At 73.1% G+C, this 15,933-nt stretch carries 14 protein-coding genes; 6 read left to right on the forward strand and 8 right to left on the reverse strand.

Features of this window, described 5'->3' with window-relative positions; genetic code table 11:
• Nucleotides 1-6: 6 nt before the first annotated feature.
• Nucleotides 7-1,815 (reverse strand): ATP-binding protein, encoded by a 1,809-nt coding sequence (locus ACFYZR_RS19160; RefSeq protein ID WP_391911671.1) that lies wholly within the window; start codon nucleotides 1,813-1,815, stop codon nucleotides 7-9.
• A gap of 537 nt (nucleotides 1,816-2,352) precedes the next feature.
• Between ACFYZR_RS19160 and ACFYZR_RS19165 the strand changes: the two genes are divergently transcribed.
• Entirely contained in the window at nucleotides 2,353-3,021 is a 669-nt protein-coding gene (locus tag ACFYZR_RS19165; RefSeq protein ID WP_361699014.1) for a TrkA family potassium uptake protein, read from the forward strand.
• Between the two features lie 85 nt (nucleotides 3,022-3,106).
• Nucleotides 3,107-3,784: a potassium channel family protein gene (locus tag ACFYZR_RS19170; RefSeq protein ID WP_391911673.1), complete on the forward strand. Its 678-nt coding sequence runs from the start codon at nucleotides 3,107-3,109 to the stop codon at nucleotides 3,782-3,784.
• A 553-nt stretch (nucleotides 3,785-4,337) separates the two neighbouring features.
• Here ACFYZR_RS19170 and ACFYZR_RS19175 read toward each other — a convergent pair.
• Nucleotides 4,338-4,730 carry a nuclear transport factor 2 family protein gene (locus ACFYZR_RS19175; RefSeq protein ID WP_391911675.1) on the reverse strand — a complete coding sequence of 131 codons (393 nt, stop codon included), beginning with the start codon at nucleotides 4,728-4,730 and terminating at the stop codon, nucleotides 4,338-4,340.
• 118 nt (nucleotides 4,731-4,848) lie between these two features.
• Between ACFYZR_RS19175 and ACFYZR_RS19180 the strand changes: the two genes are divergently transcribed.
• Nucleotides 4,849-5,313: a MarR family winged helix-turn-helix transcriptional regulator gene (locus tag ACFYZR_RS19180; RefSeq protein WP_391911677.1), complete on the forward strand. Its 465-nt coding sequence runs from the start codon at nucleotides 4,849-4,851 to the stop codon at nucleotides 5,311-5,313.
• 129 nt (nucleotides 5,314-5,442) lie between these two features.
• On the opposite strand, the gene ACFYZR_RS19185 is transcribed toward ACFYZR_RS19180, so the two are convergent.
• Nucleotides 5,443-6,915: an FAD-dependent monooxygenase gene (locus tag ACFYZR_RS19185; protein ID WP_391911679.1), complete on the reverse strand. Its 1,473-nt coding sequence runs from the start codon at nucleotides 6,913-6,915 to the stop codon at nucleotides 5,443-5,445.
• A gap of 132 nt (nucleotides 6,916-7,047) precedes the next feature.
• On the opposite strand from ACFYZR_RS19185, the gene ACFYZR_RS19190 reads away from it, so the two are divergent.
• Nucleotides 7,048-7,668, forward strand: coding sequence for a TetR/AcrR family transcriptional regulator C-terminal domain-containing protein (locus ACFYZR_RS19190; RefSeq protein WP_391911681.1), 621 nt, complete (start codon nucleotides 7,048-7,050; stop codon nucleotides 7,666-7,668).
• A 61-nt stretch (nucleotides 7,669-7,729) separates the two neighbouring features.
• On the opposite strand, the gene ACFYZR_RS19195 is transcribed toward ACFYZR_RS19190, so the two are convergent.
• The 4 genes from ACFYZR_RS19195 to ACFYZR_RS19210 form a co-directional block, all read right to left on the reverse strand.
• Complete coding sequence (locus ACFYZR_RS19195) at nucleotides 7,730-8,467, reverse strand: DUF3159 domain-containing protein (protein ID WP_391911683.1); 738 nt, start codon at nucleotides 8,465-8,467, stop codon at nucleotides 7,730-7,732.
• A gap of 3 nt (nucleotides 8,468-8,470) precedes the next feature.
• The gene (locus ACFYZR_RS19200; protein ID WP_229358002.1) at nucleotides 8,471-8,869 is read right to left on the reverse strand and encodes an OB-fold nucleic acid binding domain-containing protein; all 399 of its coding nucleotides are present in this window, start codon (nucleotides 8,867-8,869) and stop codon (nucleotides 8,471-8,473) included.
• A gap of 75 nt (nucleotides 8,870-8,944) precedes the next feature.
• Nucleotides 8,945-9,634 carry a response regulator gene (locus tag ACFYZR_RS19205; protein WP_311610898.1) on the reverse strand — a complete coding sequence of 230 codons (690 nt, stop codon included), beginning with the start codon at nucleotides 9,632-9,634 and terminating at the stop codon, nucleotides 8,945-8,947.
• Between the two features lie 91 nt (nucleotides 9,635-9,725).
• Nucleotides 9,726-12,278 carry an ATP-binding protein gene (locus ACFYZR_RS19210; protein WP_391911685.1) on the reverse strand — a complete coding sequence of 851 codons (2,553 nt, stop codon included), beginning with the start codon at nucleotides 12,276-12,278 and terminating at the stop codon, nucleotides 9,726-9,728.
• Nucleotides 12,279-12,591: 313 nt separating this feature from the next.
• On the opposite strand from ACFYZR_RS19210, the gene ACFYZR_RS19215 reads away from it, so the two are divergent.
• Entirely contained in the window at nucleotides 12,592-13,131 is a 540-nt protein-coding gene (locus tag ACFYZR_RS19215) for a GNAT family N-acetyltransferase (RefSeq protein ID WP_391911687.1), read from the forward strand.
• 111 nt (nucleotides 13,132-13,242) lie between these two features.
• Here the strand turns inward: ACFYZR_RS19215 and ACFYZR_RS19220 are convergent, their stop codons facing one another.
• Complete coding sequence (locus ACFYZR_RS19220) at nucleotides 13,243-15,144, reverse strand: NAD-binding protein (protein ID WP_391911890.1); 1,902 nt, start codon at nucleotides 15,142-15,144, stop codon at nucleotides 13,243-13,245.
• 181 nt (nucleotides 15,145-15,325) lie between these two features.
• Here ACFYZR_RS19220 and ACFYZR_RS19225 point away from each other — a divergent pair, with 181 nt between their 5' ends.
• Entirely contained in the window at nucleotides 15,326-15,823 is a 498-nt protein-coding gene (locus ACFYZR_RS19225; RefSeq protein WP_391911689.1) for an 8-oxo-dGTP diphosphatase, read from the forward strand.
• Nucleotides 15,824-15,933 lie beyond the last annotated feature (110 nt).

Raw genomic sequence — 15,933 nt, forward strand, 5'->3', positions numbered from 1 at the left:
GGTCGTTCACGCGTGCGGGTTCCCTTCGTCTTCTACGGGCGTGGGGGCGTGGGCGTCGGCCTGCGGGCCGGGAACGGGGCCGGCCCCGCTCCCGGTTCCTGTTCCGCTGCCGGGGGCGCCGGGCAGTGGCGGGAAGTGGTGTTCACCGGTGCGGCCGGTGCGGGTGCCGCGGGCGAACGCGCCCATGCGCCGGGCGGTCTCCTCCGCCGAGCGCTCCGGGGGGAGGTCGGTGGGCGGCATCGGCGCGGCCGGCCGGGAGTGGCGCTGCTGTCCGGGCGCGGGCTGCCTGCGGCGGCGCTTGGGCAGCCCGCCGGCGGTGGAGCCGGTGATGTGCGGGGTGCCGGCGGGGTGCGGGGTGCCGGTGCTGTGTGCGGTGCCGGGGGTGTGCGGGGCACCGGCGCCGAGGGCATCGTCGGCGCTGCTCGTGGTGCCGCTGGTGTGCGAGGTACCGGTGTCGGGCACGTTGCCGGCGTCGTGCGGGGCGCCGACGTTGTGAGAGGTGCCAGCGTTGTGAGAGGTGCCAGCGTTGTGAGCGGTACCGGCGTTGTAAGAGGTGCCGGTGCCGGGCGGGTCCGGCGTGGTGTGCGGGGTGGTGTGCGGGGCGGAGTGCGAGGTCGGGTGCGGGGTGCCGGTGCTCTCGGCGGGCCGGTTCGCGCCGGCGCCGTACGCGGGCGGCTCCTGCGGTGCGTGGGTGCGCTCCGGGTGGCGGGTGCGCGGCCGGGAGGGGCCGCGCGGGGCGGGCACGGTCGGGGTGTGCCGCGCCTCCTCGTCCCGTCCGCGCTCCCGCAGGGGTGTCGTGCCGGGCCCGTCCAGCTCCAGCTGGGTGAGCAGCGCGGAGGGCAGGAACAGGACGGCGCGGACACCGCCGTACGGGGAGCGGGTGTCGACCGAGACGCTGAAGCCGTAGCGCGCGGCGAGCACGCCGATCACGGGGAAGCCGAACTGCGGGGGGTCGCCGAGGCGGGAGACGTCCACCGCCCGCCGGCCCGAGAGCATGGCGACGGCTTCCTGGATCTCACGGCCGTCCATGCCCACGCCCGCGTCGTCGATGACGACGCACGCGCCGTTGTGCACCGGCTGGAGGCTGACCTCGACGATGGTGTTGGGCTGGGAGTGCCGGGCGGCGTTGTCGAGGAGCTCGGCCACGGCGAGGACGACGGGTTCGACGACCCGGCTGACGACCGCGAGCTCGTTCTGGCCGCCGTGCACCCGGACGCGGCGGTAGTCGCGGATCCGGGAGGTGGCGCCCCGGACCACATCGGTCAGCGGGGAGGCGACGCGCTGCCGGCCGGGCCAGGAGCCGCAGAGCACGGCGATGGCCTGCGCGCGCCGGCCGAACTGGGCGTTGGCGTGGTCGATCTCCAGCAGATCGCGCAGGACGTCGGGGTTGTCGTGCCGCTCCTGCATCTCCGAGATGGCCAGCTGCTGCTCGTGCGCCAGCCCCTGGAGGGCGCGCATGGAAGCCTTGAGCGCGGCCTTCGCGGACTGGTCCGCCCGGCTCTGCGCCTTTTCCACGGCCTGGGCGAAGAGGTCCATCACATCCTGGAGGCGCTGCGCGAAGAGGGTGCCGGCGAGCCGCGCGTCGAGCGGCCCGGGCAGCGGCACCTCCTGGCTGACGGCGTCCGCGACGGCGGGCAGCCGGACACCGACCAGATGCCCCATCTCCTCGTCACGTGCCTGGACGCTCTCCTCCAGCTGGGCGACGCGCCTGCGAAGTCCGGCGGTGATCGAGCGCTGACGGGTCAGCAGAACCGCCACGGCGGCCACCGCGACGACCAGACACCAGATCACCACCTGGGATATGTGATCAGACATCAATTCCTCTTGGACGAAGGGGGCTTGCGGTCGGAGGGACAGGTCGGCACCCTGACGTCCCGTCCAGAAGCGGAATACGCGGATCATCCTAACCGCGTACATGACCGTGCGTCCGATCTCCGTCACGAGTCCCGAACATGCTTGCGCACGCCTTTCGTCCCTTCAAGGGGATGGGGTTCACGTCACCCCGGTTCGGAGGCCCCGGGAGGGGTACGGAACCCCCGCCGAGCCCGCCCCGGGGTGGGGCGTCGCGGGGCCCCGGCGCCCGCGACGGTCCCGGTCGGAGGCCCGGCCACGGGCTTGGCCGGAGGCCCGGTCGAAGGCTTGATCGAAGGCTCGGTCGGAGGTCCTGGCGCCCGGTCGTCCGGGGGGTGCGGATACGGTGGTGGCATGCGCCCGGTGCGGACAAAACTCCCATCGAGCACATCGCGTCGTACCCTCGGGCCCCCGCCCGTGGGGCCGTGAGTCGAGGAAGAAAGTTGTGAGCAGGGTGTTGGTGCAGGTCAGCGCGGTAGTCCGGAGCTTGGGGCAGGCGTAATGCACATCGTGATCATGGGGTGCGGGCGAGTGGGCTCGGCCCTCGCGCAGACCCTTGAGCAGCAGGGCCACACGGTCGCCGTGATCGACCAGGACCCGACGGCCTTCCGCCGTCTGGGCTCCGGGTTCGGCGGGCGCCGGGTGACCGGCGTCGGCTTCGACCAGGACACGCTGCGTGAGGCGGGCATCGAGGAGGCCGGCGCCTTCGCCGCCGTGAGCAGCGGCGACAACTCCAACATCATCGCGGCCCGGGTGGCCCGCGAGATGTTCGGCGTCGAGAACGTGGCGGCCCGTATCTACGACCCCCGCCGTGCCGAGGTCTACCAGCGGCTCGGCATCCCGACCGTGGCCACCGTGCGGTGGACCGCCGACCAGATGCTGCGGCGACTGCTGCCGTCGGGCGCGGAGCCGCTGTGGCGCGACCCCAGCGGCGGTGTGCAGCTCGCCGAGGTCCCCATCGCCGAGGCGTGGGTCGGCCACAAGGTGAGCGCCCTCCAGGAGGAGACCGGGGTGCGCGTGGCGTTCCTCACCCGACTGGGCGAGGCGATGCTGCCCACGTCCTCCACGGTGCTTCAGGAGGGCGATCTGGTGCACGTGATGATGCGCACCGACGAGCTCGAGAAGGTCGAGGCGGCTTTCTCCCAGGGGCCTGAGGAGGGTCACCGGTGAGCGACGCACACGCGGCCGCTCAGCCGCAGACGGAGTACGACGCGCGCGTTCGCCGCGTGGGCGGAGAAGCGAACGGAGCAATGCTGTGAGGGTCGCTATCGCGGGTGCCGGGGCCGTCGGCCGTTCCATCGCGGGCGAGCTGCTGGAGAACGGGCACGAGGTCCTGCTGATCGACAAGGCCCCCTCGGCCATCTCGGTGGAGCGGGTGCCGCTGGCGGAGTGGCTGCTGGCCGACGCCTGCGAGATCACCTCGCTCGACGAGGCGGCGCTCCAGCGCTGCAACGTGGTCATCGCCGCGACCGGTGACGACAAGGTCAACCTGGTCGTCTCGCTGCTCGCCAAGACCGAGTACGGGGTGCCCCGGGTCGTGGCCCGGGTGAACAACCCCAAGAACGAGTGGCTCTTCAACGAGGCCTGGGGCGTGGACGTCGCCGTCTCCACCCCGCGTCTGATGTCGGCGCTGGTCGAGGAGGCCGTGAGCGTCGGCGACCTGGTGCGGCTGCTGCGCTTCAGCCAGGGCGACGCCAACCTCGTCGAGCTCACCCTGCCGCCGGAGTCGGCGCTGGCCGGCATCCGTGTCGGCGACGTGGACTGGCCGGAGGACACCTCGCTGGTCACCATCATCCGTGGCAACCGCGTGCTCACCCCCAACCGGGAGGACGCGCTGGAGGCCGGCGACGAGCTGCTGTTCGTGGCCGCCCCGGCTCGTGAGGAGCAGCTGGAGGACCTGCTGTCGGCGCGCCGCGAGGCCACTGCCGACTGAGTCCGGTCCGTACGGACCCACCACGTACGCCGAGGGCCGCCCGGGAATCGGGCGGGCCGCGAGTGGTTCACGCAGGCGCTCGGCCGGGGTTTCCCAGCCGAGCGTTTTGCGTGGGCAGCCGTCGAGTTCGGCGGCGACGGCCGCCATACGCCGCCTGAGAGGCCCTGACCCGGCTGCAACGCGATGGGCTGGTCTCTGCGCTCCCCCGCTCGGGATACCGGATCCTGCCCGTGACCTTGAAGGGGACGCGCGATCCGTGCGCCTTCCGCCGGCTTCTGGAGACGGAGACCGCCGCCCTCGCGGCAGAGCGCGGCTGCCCGCAGGACGATCTCGCCCGTATGGAAGAACTCCTCGGCCAGCCGGTCGATCGCCGAGGCCGGCATCACCATCTCGCGATGATCGGGGTACGGGCCGTACTCGCCGATCGGCGGGTACGGCCCTATGAACTACCCCTCCAGACCGGTCCCTCCAGATCGGTCAGTTGCGCTGGCGTCGCGCCATACGGCCTATCGGTCCGGACCGTGGCCGCTCCGGCCGGCTTCGCGGTGGCCGCTCAGCGAGCGCTGCCGAGATTGCGGTCGTCTGCGGCGCCTTCGAGCATGAGAGTGGTCTCCTCGATCCGGCGAAAGCGCCCGTCGGGCGCGAACTCCCCGAAGAGGTAGACCTCCATGCGAACGGTGGCTCCGTCGTTCTTGGTGACGTTCACCGTGTGCCGGTCGGCGTACCGGTCGCCGTCCACGAGCTCGTCGTGCACCTGGACCGAGCCGCTCGCCACGACCTGGCGCAGGTGGGCGATGTGCGCCAGGAACTCCTGCCGGTCGTCCCACCGGCCGTCGGTGCGCTGACGGTAGTCAGGGGCGAAGTGGCGGTCGGCCGCCGCATCCAGATCGAGTCCCGGGGTGAAGAGCAGATCGGTGAGGGCCGTGCTGATGTCGGTGCGAGACATAGGTCTTCCTCCTGTTTGCCGTGACCGTCGACGTGGTGCGCCGAACGAATAATGCGTGCCTGAAGCACGCATCAACAGTAGCGCATAAAGCGTGCTCCGCGCACGCTAATCTGGGGGCGTGACAAACGGGACCGGAAATGAGATCGCCGACGCGCTGGGACTGCTCCTCCGACGGAGCACGCGCGACCACCTCTACGCACAGCTGACCGAGGGCCTGGGAGAGACGGTCGACGCCTCCACCTACCCCGTGCTCAGCGGTCTGGCTCGAACCGGCTCCTGCAGCGCCGCCGACCTCGGGCGCGAGATCGGACTCGACCGCACCACCGTCACCCGGCGGGCCGACCGGCTGCAGCAGGCCGGCCTGCTGCGGCGCGAACCGGACCCCGCGGACGGCCGTGCGACCCTGCTCGCCCTCACCGACGAGGGCCGCGACGCAGTGCGCACCACCAGGGAACGGCTGGCCTCCCGCATCGAGGACTCGCTCCACTCCTGGCCTCGCGAGGATGCCCGCACCTTCGCCCGCTGGCTGCGGCGGTTCGCCGACGAGGGCCCCTTCACCCCCGGCAACACGCGGAACGACTGATCAACAAGCTGAAGGCCCGGAAAGGCAACGCCACCCAATAGCCCCGGCCTTGACAGCCGGACGCAGGAAGCGCCGGCCCATCGCACTGATGGGCCGGCGCTGTCCGGTAGGTGGGCTCACCCAGCGCGCTCAGCGGCACAGGGCGCGCAGGGCGGTGAGGCAGTCCGCGGCCCGGCGCTGCGGGTCGGTGTCGGTGCCGGCCCAGGCGATCCGGGCGTCCGGTCGGATCAGAACGGCGGTGACGTCCCGCCAGACCGGATCCGTTGCTTCGGTGTTGACGGTGACCGTCCGCTGTTCCAGACCGCGTGCGGAACACGGAGTCCGCATCCCGTCGAGGTCCAGCAGCAGCGGCCGGCCGTGGTGCATCAACGCGTGGGCGGTGGACCCGTCGACCGCGTCCAGGGCGAGGCCGGCCAGGCGCGTGCCGTTCAGCGGGTGTGCGCCGGGTGCGGTGCCGACGGGGAGCGGGTCGTCGAAGCCGGCGATCCGGCGGGCCCACTGGCGGTTGGTCCGCGGTTCGGCCAGCGCGGCGGACCAGACCTCGCGCAGCGCGATCTGCTCCGGGCTCGCCGCGGCGAACAGGGCGAGCTGCGCGCGGGTGTTGTCGATGACGGCGCGGGCGGCCGGCCGGCGCTCCGTGTCGTAGCTGTCGAGCAGTCCGTCGGGCGCCCGGCCCTGGAGGGCGGCGGCCAGCTTCCAGCCCAGGTTGGTGGCGTCCTGGATGCCGAGGTTCATGCCCTGCCCACCGGCCGGGAAGAACATGTGCGCCGCGTCCCCGGCCACCAGCACCCGTCCGGCCCGGTACCGCGCGGCCTGGCGGGTGGCGTTGCCGTAGCGCGACAGCCACCGGGGGTCGCGGATGCCCAGGTCCCGTCCCAGTAGCGTACGGGTCTGCTCGCGCACCTCCTCCAGGGTCAGCGGTTCGTCGACGCCGTGGCGCATGGTCGCCGTGGAGAGGCCCGCCAGCCGGTGGACGCCGTCGCCGATCGGGGCCGCCAGGAACGAACCGGCCGGCCCGGTGGCGCCGAGCGGAGCGGTGGGCGGATCGTCGAGTTCGACGTCGGCGAGCCACCCGGTCAGGGTGGTGTCCTGACCGGGGAAGTCGATGCCGGCCGCCCGGCGCACCGCGCTGCGGGTGCCGTCGCAGCCCACCACCCAGCGGGCCCGCACGGTCCGGTGGGTGCCGCCGGCCCGGATCACCGCCTCGACGGCGTCCGGGTCCTGGGTGAGCGAGACGACCTCCTCCCCGCGCAGCACCCGGGCGCCCACGGCGACCGCGTGCTCCTCCAGGAGCTGTTCGGTGACGGACTGACCCAGCGCCAGCATGAACGGGTGCACCGCGCCGATCGTGGAGAAGTCCAGCCGGGTGGTCGCCGCCCCGAAGTGGCCGGTCGGCACCGGGGTGCCGCGTTCGATGAACCGCTCCGCGAGTCCGCGGGTGGCGAAGGTGTCCAGCGTGCCGGCCTGCATGCCGACCGCGCGCGACCGTCCGTCCGGCGCCGCCCGGCGTTCCACGACGGTCACCTCCACCCCGTGCAGACGCAACTCCGCGGCCAGCCAGAGCCCCACCGGGCCGGCCCCGGCGATGAGCACGTCGATCATGACAACCACAACCTCTCACTCTTGTCCGCTGGACAAGAGTGAGCATGCCCTAGGATTGTCCATTGGACAACAGGGTTGGGAAACAGAGGTTGGGCAGCAGGGATGCCAAAGCCGACCGGGAAGGCGCAACGGATGGGTACGACACGGGGCGAGATCGTCGCCGCCACGCTGGCGGTCCTCGACGAGCACGGACTGGACGGCGTGACCATGCGCGCCGTCGCGGCCAGGCTCGGCGTGCAGCACAACACTGTCCGCTGGCACGCCTCCAGCAAGGGCCGCCTGCTCGAACTGGCTTCCGACGAACTCCTCGCGCACTGTCTCGACGAGCCACTGCCCGAGGCGTTCCCCGACCGCCTCAAGGAACTGAGCCGCCGCTGCCGCACGGCACTGCTCTCCCACCGCGACGCCGCCAGAATGGTCGCGGGCGTCTTCGCCGCCGAGCCCCGCACGCTGCGCTACGCCGACACCGTGGTCGCCACCCTGCTGGCGGCCGGCCACTCGCCGCGTACGGCCGCGTGGACCCACTGGACGATCTTCTACCTGACCCTGGGCCTCACCCAGGAACAGCAGGCCGCCCAGGAGAGCGCACCGGCCCTCCTCCCGGAGCAGGCCCCGGCCGACAGCTACCCGGCCCTGGCCGAGGTCCTGCCGTACGTCGGCCCCGACAGCTTCGACCAGCGATTCGAATTCGCCCTCGACCTGATCATCGCCGGCCTTCCCCGGGCCGAGGGACCGGCCGACCAGCGCCACTGAGCGCGCTGAGCGCTCCGCTGGAAGTCCGTGACTTCGGGGCGCTACCGAACCGCACCGGACTTCAGCGGGCCGTCGCCTCCGCCTCGCGCTCGCGCTCCGCGCGCTCGGCCGCCTCCATCTCCGCGAAGACGTCGATCGGCGGCGGGGCCTTGGAGAGGAAGATCCAGGTCAGATAGACCGACAGCAGCATCGGCGGGATGCCCAGGGCCACCTTCACCCAGCCCAGCTGGGTGACGTCACCCCACCAGTAGAGGGGGAAGAGGATCGCCGACTTGGCGAGCAGGATCAGCCCCCAGGCCCAGCTGGCCTTGGTGTAGGCGACCTTCCGGCCGGGGTTGCGGGTGCGCCAGGAGAGGTTCTCCTTGAACACCGGGCCCAGGATCAGGCCCATCAGCGGATAGCCGGCCACGGCCGAGACGATGTATCCCACCGCCAGGCCCAGGGTGTAGAGCATGCCCGGCAGATAGAAGTTCTTGGCGTCGCCGGACATCATCGCGAAGACCGCGCCGAAGGCCACGCCGAAGACACCGCTGAAGGCGTGCTTGAGGGTGTCCTTGCGGACCAGGCGGGCGATGCCCAGGAGGAGCGAGAGGCCCAGCGCGGCGATGGCCGCGACGTGGATGTCGCGCTTGACCGTGTAGATCGCGACGAAGACCAGACCGGGGACGGTGGTCTCCACCATGCCTCGCACGCCGCCGAAGGCCTCGAAGAGGGCGGCCTCGGTGGCCGCCCTGGAGTCCGCGCCCTGCGCGTCCGGCGTCGTTTCCTGCTGATCCGTCGGCTTGTCGAAGGACGGCAACGGCTACTCCTGTCCGAGCGGTCGGAGTTCGTATCGGGGATTGAACAGCACCCTCCGGCCACGGCTCATCGAGATCCGGCCGGAAGCGATCAGCTTACGGCCGGGCTCTATGCCCGCGATGGAACGACGGCCCAGCCAGACCACGTCCAGCGCGGCCGAGCCGTCGAACAGCTCCGCCTCCAGCGCGGGCACCCCGGCACGGGGCCGGAGGGTGACCGTCCGCAGCGTGCCGGTGACCTTGACGATGTCACGGTCGTCGCAGTCGCAGATTCGGGTGCAGCCCGTGGCCTCCGTGTCCTGCTGAAGCTCGGCGTGGTGGAGCTCCTCCTGGGAGGACGACAGCCGGTCGAGCATCCGGCGGAAACGGCCGGTCGGCTTCTCGGAACGGGGTACGGCACTCATGTCCCCAGCGTACCGGGGGCCCACGCGGACGGGATCAGTCCCGACGCTCCCGGCGCGGTCCCCCTCGTACCTCGCTCACACCTCGAACCGGTACCCCATCCCCGGCTCCGTGATGAAGTGCTTGGGGTGCGAGGGGTCGAGCTCCAGCTTGCGGCGGAGCTGGGCCATGTATACCCGCAGGTAGTTCGTCTCCGTCCCGTACGACGGCCCCCAGACCTCCTGGAGCAGCTGCTTCTGGCTGACGAGACGACCCGTATTGCGTACCAGCACCTCCAGCAGGTGCCACTCCGTCGGCGTGAGGCGTACGTCCTTGCCGCCGCGGTTGACCTTCTTCGCCGCGAGGTCGACCGTGAAGCCCTCGGTCTCGACGATCGCGTCGTCGCCCGCCGCCGACACGCCCGTCGGCTCGGCCCGCCGCACGGCGGCCCGCAGCCGGGCCAGCAGCTCGTCCATGCCGAACGGCTTGGTGACGTAGTCGTCGGCGCCCGCGTCGAGCGCCTCGACCTTCTCGTCGGAGGTCTGGCGGGCGGAGAGCACCAGGATCGGCACCCGGGTCCAGCCTCGCAGGCCCTTGATCACCTCGACGCCGTCCATGTCGGGCAGGCCGAGGTCGAGGATGACCACGTCGGGGTGGCGCGCGGCGGCGAGCTGGAGTGCGGTGGCGCCATCGGGCGCGGCGTCGACCTCGTACTTCCGCGCCTTGAGGTTGATCACGAGCGCGCGCACGATCTGCGGCTCGTCATCCACCACGAGCACCCGGTTCATGCTGAACCACCTCTGCTGTTCATGCGGGCACCGCCACGGGGGCCCGGGATTCCGTCGGGGTTGCTACGGGGGCCGTGCCCCGGCCCGGGCCTCACGAGGTGGCCTGGGCCGGGAGGTCCGGCCGTACGGGCGGCCGGCCGGCGGCCGCCCGCAGGGTCAGGACCATGGTCATCCCGCCGCCGGGGGTGTCCTCGGCGGCCAGCGTGCCGGCCATGGCCTCGGCGAAGCCGCGGGCGACCGCGAGACCGAGGCCGACGCCGGCGCCGCGCGGCGCGTCGCCGTAACGCTGGAAGGGCTCGAAGATACGGTCCTTGGCGCTGTCCGGGACGCCGGGCCCCTGGTCGGCGACCCGCACCTCGACCCGGTCCCCCAGGGCGCTGGCGGACACCAGGACCCGGGAGCCGTCGGGGCTGTACTTGACCGCGTTCTCCACGATGTTCGCCACGGCCCGCTCCAGCAGGCCGGGGTCGACGGCCACCATCGGCAGCGTCTCGGGGATGTCGAGGACGACGCTGCCCTCGGGGACGCCGCCCAGCGCCATCGGGACCACCTCGTCGAGGTCGATCTCCCTGATCAGCGGGGTGACGGTGCCGGTCTGGAGGCGGGACATGTCGAGGAGGTTGCCGACGAGGTGGTCGAGCCGGTCCGCGCCGTCCTCGATGCCGGCCAGCAGCTCGGCCTCGTCCTCCTCCGACCAGGCGACGTCGTCGGAGCGCAGCGAGGTGACGGAGGCCTTGATGCCGGCCAGCGGGGTCCGCAGGTCGTGGCTGACGGCGGCCAGCAGGGCCGTGCGGATGCGGTTGCCCTCGGCGAGCGTGCGGGCCTCCTCCGCCCGGTCCACCAGCCGCTGCCGGTCCAGGACGACCGCGGCCTGCGCGGCGAAGGCGGCCAGCACCCGGCGGTCCTCGGCGGGCAGCACCCGGCCGGAGAGCGCGAGGGCCATGTTGTCGCCGACGGGCATGTCGACGTCCGCGTCCTCGGGACGCAGCAGGGGCTTGCCGCTGTTGGTGACGACGCTGCTCGCGCACGTCCAGGGGTCGACCTCGCTGGCGCGCTCCAGCAGTGCCACCGACTCCATGGCGAAGGTCTCGCGGACCCGCTCCAGCAGGGCCTCCAGGCTCGTCTCGCCGCGCAGGACGCTGCCGGCGAGGAAGGAGAGGATCTCCGACTCGGCGCGCAGCCGCGCGGCCTGGTGGGTGCGGCGCGCGGCGACGTCGACGACGGACGCCACGGAGATCGCCACGAAGACGAAGATCGTGATCGCGACGATGTTCTTGCTGTCCGTGATCGTCCACTGGTGGACGGGCTCGACGAAGTAGTAGTTGAGCAGCAGCGAGCCGAAGGCCGCCGACGCCAGCGCCGGGAACGCGCCGCCGAGCAGGGCCGCGCCGACCGTCGTGCACAGGAACAGCAGCATGTCGTTGGCGAGCCCGAGGTCCGGGACCATCCGTGTCAGCAGCAGGCTGAGCAGCGCCGGGCCGGCCACGCCGACCAGCCAGCCGGCCGCGATCCGCCCCCGGCCGAGCCGGGCGCCGCGGGCCACGGGCAGGCCGCGGCCCTTGGCGACCTCGTCGTGGGTGACGATGTGGACGTCGAGGTCGGGGCCGGAGTCGCGGGCGACGGTCGCGCCCACGCCGGGCCCGAAGATGTACTGCCAGGTCTTGCGGCGGCTGGAACCGAGCACGATCTGGGTGGCGTTCACCCCGCGCGCGAACTCCAGCAGCGAGGCCGGGACGTCGTCCCCTATGACGTGGTGGAAGGTGCCGCCCAGGTCCTCGACCAGGGTGCGCTGGACGGCCAGCTCCTTCGGCGAGGCGGAGGTCAGCCCGTCGCTGCGGGCGATGTACACCGCGAGGATCTCGCTGCCGGAGCCCTTGGCGGCCATGCGGGAGGCGCGGCGGATGAGCGTACGGCCCTCGGGGCCGCCGGTGAGGCCGACGACGATGCGCTCGCGGGCGTGCCAGATGGTCGAGACGTCGTGCTCGGTGCGGTACTGCCGCAGGTACTCGTCGACCCGGTCGGCCGTCCACAGCAGGGCCAGCTCGCGCAGGGCGGTCAGGTTGCCGGGGCGGAAGTAGTTGGAGAGGGCCGCGTCGACCTTGTCGGGCTTGTAGATGTTGCCGTGTGCCATGCGGCGGCGCAGGGCCTGCGGCGACATGTCGACCAGCTCGATCTGGCCCGCGCGGCGCACGACCTCGTCGGGGACGGTCTCGCGCTGGCGGACGCCGGTTATCGACTCGACCACGTCGCCCAGCGACTCCAGGTGCTGGATGTTGACGGTGGAGATCACGTCGATGCCGGCCTGGAGCAGCTCCTCGACGTCCTGCCAGCGCTTGGTGTTGCGGGAGCCGGGGACGTTGGTGTGGGCGAGCTCGTCGACGAGGGCGACGGCGGGGCGGCGGGCGAGGATCGCGTCCACGTCCATCTCGGTGAAGCGCGAGTCCCGGTAGACGAGCTCCCGCCGGGGCACCTCCTCCAGGCCGTGGAGCATGACCTCGGTGCGCGGACGGCCGTGGTGCTCCACGAAGCCGACCACGATGTCGGTGCCACGTTCCACCCGGCGATGCCCTTCGGAGAGCATGGCGTAGGTCTTGCCGACGCCCGGTGCCGCGCCGAGGTAGATCCGGAGGTTGCCGCGTCCCATGGCCCCTATTGTCTTTCACGAGTCGCGACGGTGTGCAGGCTGTCGCGTATTCACGACCTTACGGCCAGGGTTTTGGACATTTCGGGCGGTAGCCGGTCGGGCGGCAGGTATTGACGCAGTCCTGACGCGTCGGGCCGTGACCGCCCGCCGCAGGTCGGAGGCGCGACGGCGGCCGGGGGCGGTGAAGCCCGGGCGGCGAAGCCCGGTGCGCGGAAACCCGGTGCGGCGCTCCGGTCGCCCCGGCGACAATGACGCGGCCGGGACCCCGGCGCACCGATCCACCACCCCCGCCGACGCGAGGAGGCCCCGCCCCATGCCCGAGCCGCGCATCGCTCACACCTCCGACCTCACCGCCGCCGAACTGGCCGCGATCCGCACCCTGCTGGACGACTCCTTCGAGGGCCGCTTCTCGGACGACGACTGGGACCACGCGCTGTGCGGCATCCACGCCACGGTGTGGGAGGGCGGCGTCCTCCTCGCCCACGGTTCCCTGGTCCAGCGCAGGCTGCTGCACGGCGGCCGCGCGCTGCGCACGGGCTACGTCGAGGCCGTGGCCGTGCGCGCGGACCGCCGCCGCGAGGGCCTCGCGTCGGCGGTGATGGCGGCGCTGGAGGGGGTGCTGCGGCGGGGCGCGTACGAGCTGGGCGCCCTCGGCGCCTCGGAGGGGGCGGCCACGCTGTACATGGGCCGGGGCTGGCGCCAGTGGCGCGGCCCGCTGTCGGTCCTCGCCCCGTCCGGGATGCGGCGCATCCCGGAGGAGGCCGGGAGCGTCTACGTCCTTCCGGTGGCCGCGCCGGGGCCGGACCTGGAGGGCGAGCTCGTCTGCGACTGGCGGCCGGGGGACGTGTGGTGAGCCGGCGTGGACGCCGGGCCGCCGCGCAGGACCGGAGGCGGGTGGGCAGGACCGGAAGCGCGTAGGACGGAGGGCCGGGGGCGGGCCGCCGGGGCCCGCCGACGCGCCCCCTCAGCCGGTCCGGCCGCCGTCCGCGTCCGTACGGGAGCGGGGGCGGCGGCCCAGCAGGTCCGCCAGCCCCTCCCGGGTCGCGGCCACGATCACCCGGGCCCCGGGGCCCAGGACGTGCCCGGGCGGCGGGTCCCAGCGCGGCGTCCCCTCCGGGCCGCCCAGGGCGAGGACCCGCCAGGCGCCGGGGCGGAACGCCTCCCCCGCCGTACGGCCCTCGAGCGCCGCGTGGCCCTCGACCTCCACGGCGGCGATGAGGACGACCTTCCGCTCGACGGGGACCGCCCCCAGGATCCGACGGCCCATCATCGCGCCCGCGAAGGCCGGGGCCGCCAGGGAGGAGACGCTGCGGCTGCGGGTCAGCGCCTGGGGGTGGGAGTCCCGCAGGGTGCGGTAGACCGCGCCGGCGAAGCGGTCGTCGTACAGCCGCATGACCACTCGAAGGTCGGGTTTGACGCCTCGCGCGTACAGAACGGCTTCCAGGTTTGTGATGTCGCTACTGGTCAGCGCCAGCAGGGTGCGGCTGTCGGCGATCTTGGCCGCCTCCAGGACGCCCTCCTCCGTGATGTCGCCGATGACCGTGGGGACCCGGAGCGAGCGGGCCAGGGCGACGCCCCGGGCCTGTGGGTCGCGCTCCACGCAGACCACCGGGATGCCGAGCTCCCGCAGCCGGGCCAGCACCCGCGCCCCGATCTTGCCGAGCCCCAGCAGCACCACGTGCCCGGACAGCCCGCGCGGCGGCCGCGGCAGCGCCGAGGCGGACCGGAACGTACCGAGGCCCTCCAGGGCGGCCGCCACCAGCAGCGGCAGCAGCAACAGCCCCAGCAGCCCGGACAGCAGCTGGAGGATCTGCCGCCCCATGGGCTGCCCGATGGCCGGATCGTTGATGGCGAAGAGGTCCAGCAGCGACAGATACGCCGCGTGCACCGGCTCCTCCCCCGTCACCAGCCACGACGCGACCGCCAGCCCGCACACGGCCGCCGCCAGCCCCACCAGCGCCCAGCGCAGCCGCGGGGAGAAGAACGAACCCAGCGGCAGACTGCGCGCCGCCGCGAACCGCGAGGACGGCGGTGGCGGCGCCGCCGCGTACCGCACGGTCTCCAGCACGACGCGCCCCCGCCGGCCGGCCCGCGCCACCTGCCGCTCGTCAGGCAGCAGCACCGGCCCGTCGCCGTCCGAGAGCAGGGCGAGGGTGAGCGTCCCGGGCGCGGCGTCGCCCCCGTCCCGCCCCGGGGGCGGCGCGGGCCGTTCCACGGCCCGCAGCAGCAGGTCCCCCGCCTCGATGGCCTTGCTGGTGCCCGTCACGGCGGCGGCCACCAGCGCCGGGGCGGCGGTGTCGGCGTCGGAGAGCACCGTGGTGGTCCCGGCGTCCGCGTCGCCCACGAGGGCGGCCTGGTCGAGGAGTTCCTCCAGGTACTGGCCGAGGCGGCGGTTGTAGAGCCGGATGACCAGCCGCAGCCGGGGGTTGAGCCGCCGGGCGCGCATCGCGGCGTTGACGTTCGTCTCGTCGTCGTCATGGACGAGCGCCAGTGCGACGGCCCGTTCGACTCCGGCCTCCGTCAGCGCCTCGTCGTCGGGCTCGGCGGCCTCCACGACCCGTACCGCCCCACCGGACGAACCGTCGGGCCCGGTCGCCCGGTTGGGGCCGGTCGACCTGCTGGAACCCGTCGGCCTGTTCGCGCCGGACGAGCCGTTGGGACCGGACGAGCCGTTGGGGCCGTTCACGCCCCGTCCGACCGCGCCGGTCATCCGCCCGAAGAGCGCGGCGGCCCGCCCCGCCACCGCCACGGGGCGGCGCCGGTCGTCGCGGGCGGGCGGCAGCACCAGGACGACCCGCTCGCCGTGCACACCGGACAGCTCCGCCGCGAGCCGGGGCGCCAGGCCGTCGTCACCGCACACGATCATGTGCGGTGCGGGCGAGGCGACATGGGACTGCTGAGGTAAGGAGGCCACGCCCCTACAGTGCCCTGCCGCGGGCCGGAACGCCGCGCCTTTTCCCTTCGACGCGCGAGCCGCCCCGCGTATGGGTGGGTCAGGTGGGGCGAACGCGGGTCGTACCGCCAGGGAGTGCGCGATGATGCGGGGCATGACCTTGACACCGATGTGTCTGTGCCTGGTGATCCGGACCACCGCCGACGGCGAACGGGAGGTGCTGCTGGGCCGGAAGAAGCGGGGCTTCGGCGTGGGCAACATCGTGGGCCTCGGCGGCCACGTGGAGGCCGGGGAGAGCCCGGCGCGTGCCGCGGTGCGCGAACTGCGGGAGGAGTCCTCGCTGGTCGTGCCCGAGTCGGCGCTGCGGCCGGCGGGGAAGCTCGTCTTCCGCTTCCCGGCCCGCCCGGACCACGACCAGGAGGTGACGGTCTTCGTCACCGACACGGCCACCGGCACCCCGCGCGAGTGCGACGAGATCGCACCCGCCTGGTACCCGGTGGACGCGCTGCCGCTGGGGGCCATGTGGGACGACAACGGGCACTGGATGCCCGATGTGCTCGAAGGCCGCCGTGTCGACGCCGAGTTCACCTTCGCCGACGACTGCCTGACCGTCGCCACGGCACGGGTCCGGGCGGAGCCGGTGGCGGGCTGACGACGGCCCCTTCGAGCCGACGGCCTGACAGTACGCCACGAACGGCGAACGGCCCGGCCCCCGGTCACCGCGAACGCGCGAGGTGACGAGGGGGCCGGGCCGTCGGTGCC

The sequence above is a fragment of the Streptomyces sp. NPDC001678 genome, assembly GCF_042892945.1.
Classification (GTDB): Bacteria; Actinomycetota; Actinomycetes; order Streptomycetales; family Streptomycetaceae; genus Streptomyces.

Coding starts and splice junctions, on each gene's coding strand:
- ACFYZR_RS19160 (WP_391911671.1), bottom strand. CDS start 1,815: ATGTCTGATCACATATCCCAGGTGGTGATCTGGTGTCTGGTCGTCGCG.
- ACFYZR_RS19165 (WP_361699014.1), top strand. CDS start 2,353: ATGCACATCGTGATCATGGGGTGCGGGCGAGTGGGCTCGGCCCTCGCG.
- ACFYZR_RS19175 (WP_391911675.1), bottom strand. CDS start 4,730: ATGTCTCGCACCGACATCAGCACGGCCCTCACCGATCTGCTCTTCACC.
- ACFYZR_RS19185 (WP_391911679.1), bottom strand. CDS start 6,915: ATGATCGACGTGCTCATCGCCGGGGCCGGCCCGGTGGGGCTCTGGCTG.
- ACFYZR_RS19190 (WP_391911681.1), top strand. CDS start 7,048: ATGGGTACGACACGGGGCGAGATCGTCGCCGCCACGCTGGCGGTCCTC.
- ACFYZR_RS19200 (WP_229358002.1), bottom strand. CDS start 8,869: ATGAGTGCCGTACCCCGTTCCGAGAAGCCGACCGGCCGTTTCCGCCGG.
- ACFYZR_RS19205 (WP_311610898.1), bottom strand. CDS start 9,634: ATGAACCGGGTGCTCGTGGTGGATGACGAGCCGCAGATCGTGCGCGCG.
- ACFYZR_RS19210 (WP_391911685.1), bottom strand. CDS start 12,278: ATGGGACGCGGCAACCTCCGGATCTACCTCGGCGCGGCACCGGGCGTC.
- ACFYZR_RS19215 (WP_391911687.1), top strand. CDS start 12,592: ATGCCCGAGCCGCGCATCGCTCACACCTCCGACCTCACCGCCGCCGAA.
- ACFYZR_RS19220 (WP_391911890.1), bottom strand. CDS start 15,144: ATGATCGTGTGCGGTGACGACGGCCTGGCGCCCCGGCTCGCGGCGGAG.
- ACFYZR_RS19225 (WP_391911689.1), top strand. CDS start 15,326: ATGACCTTGACACCGATGTGTCTGTGCCTGGTGATCCGGACCACCGCC.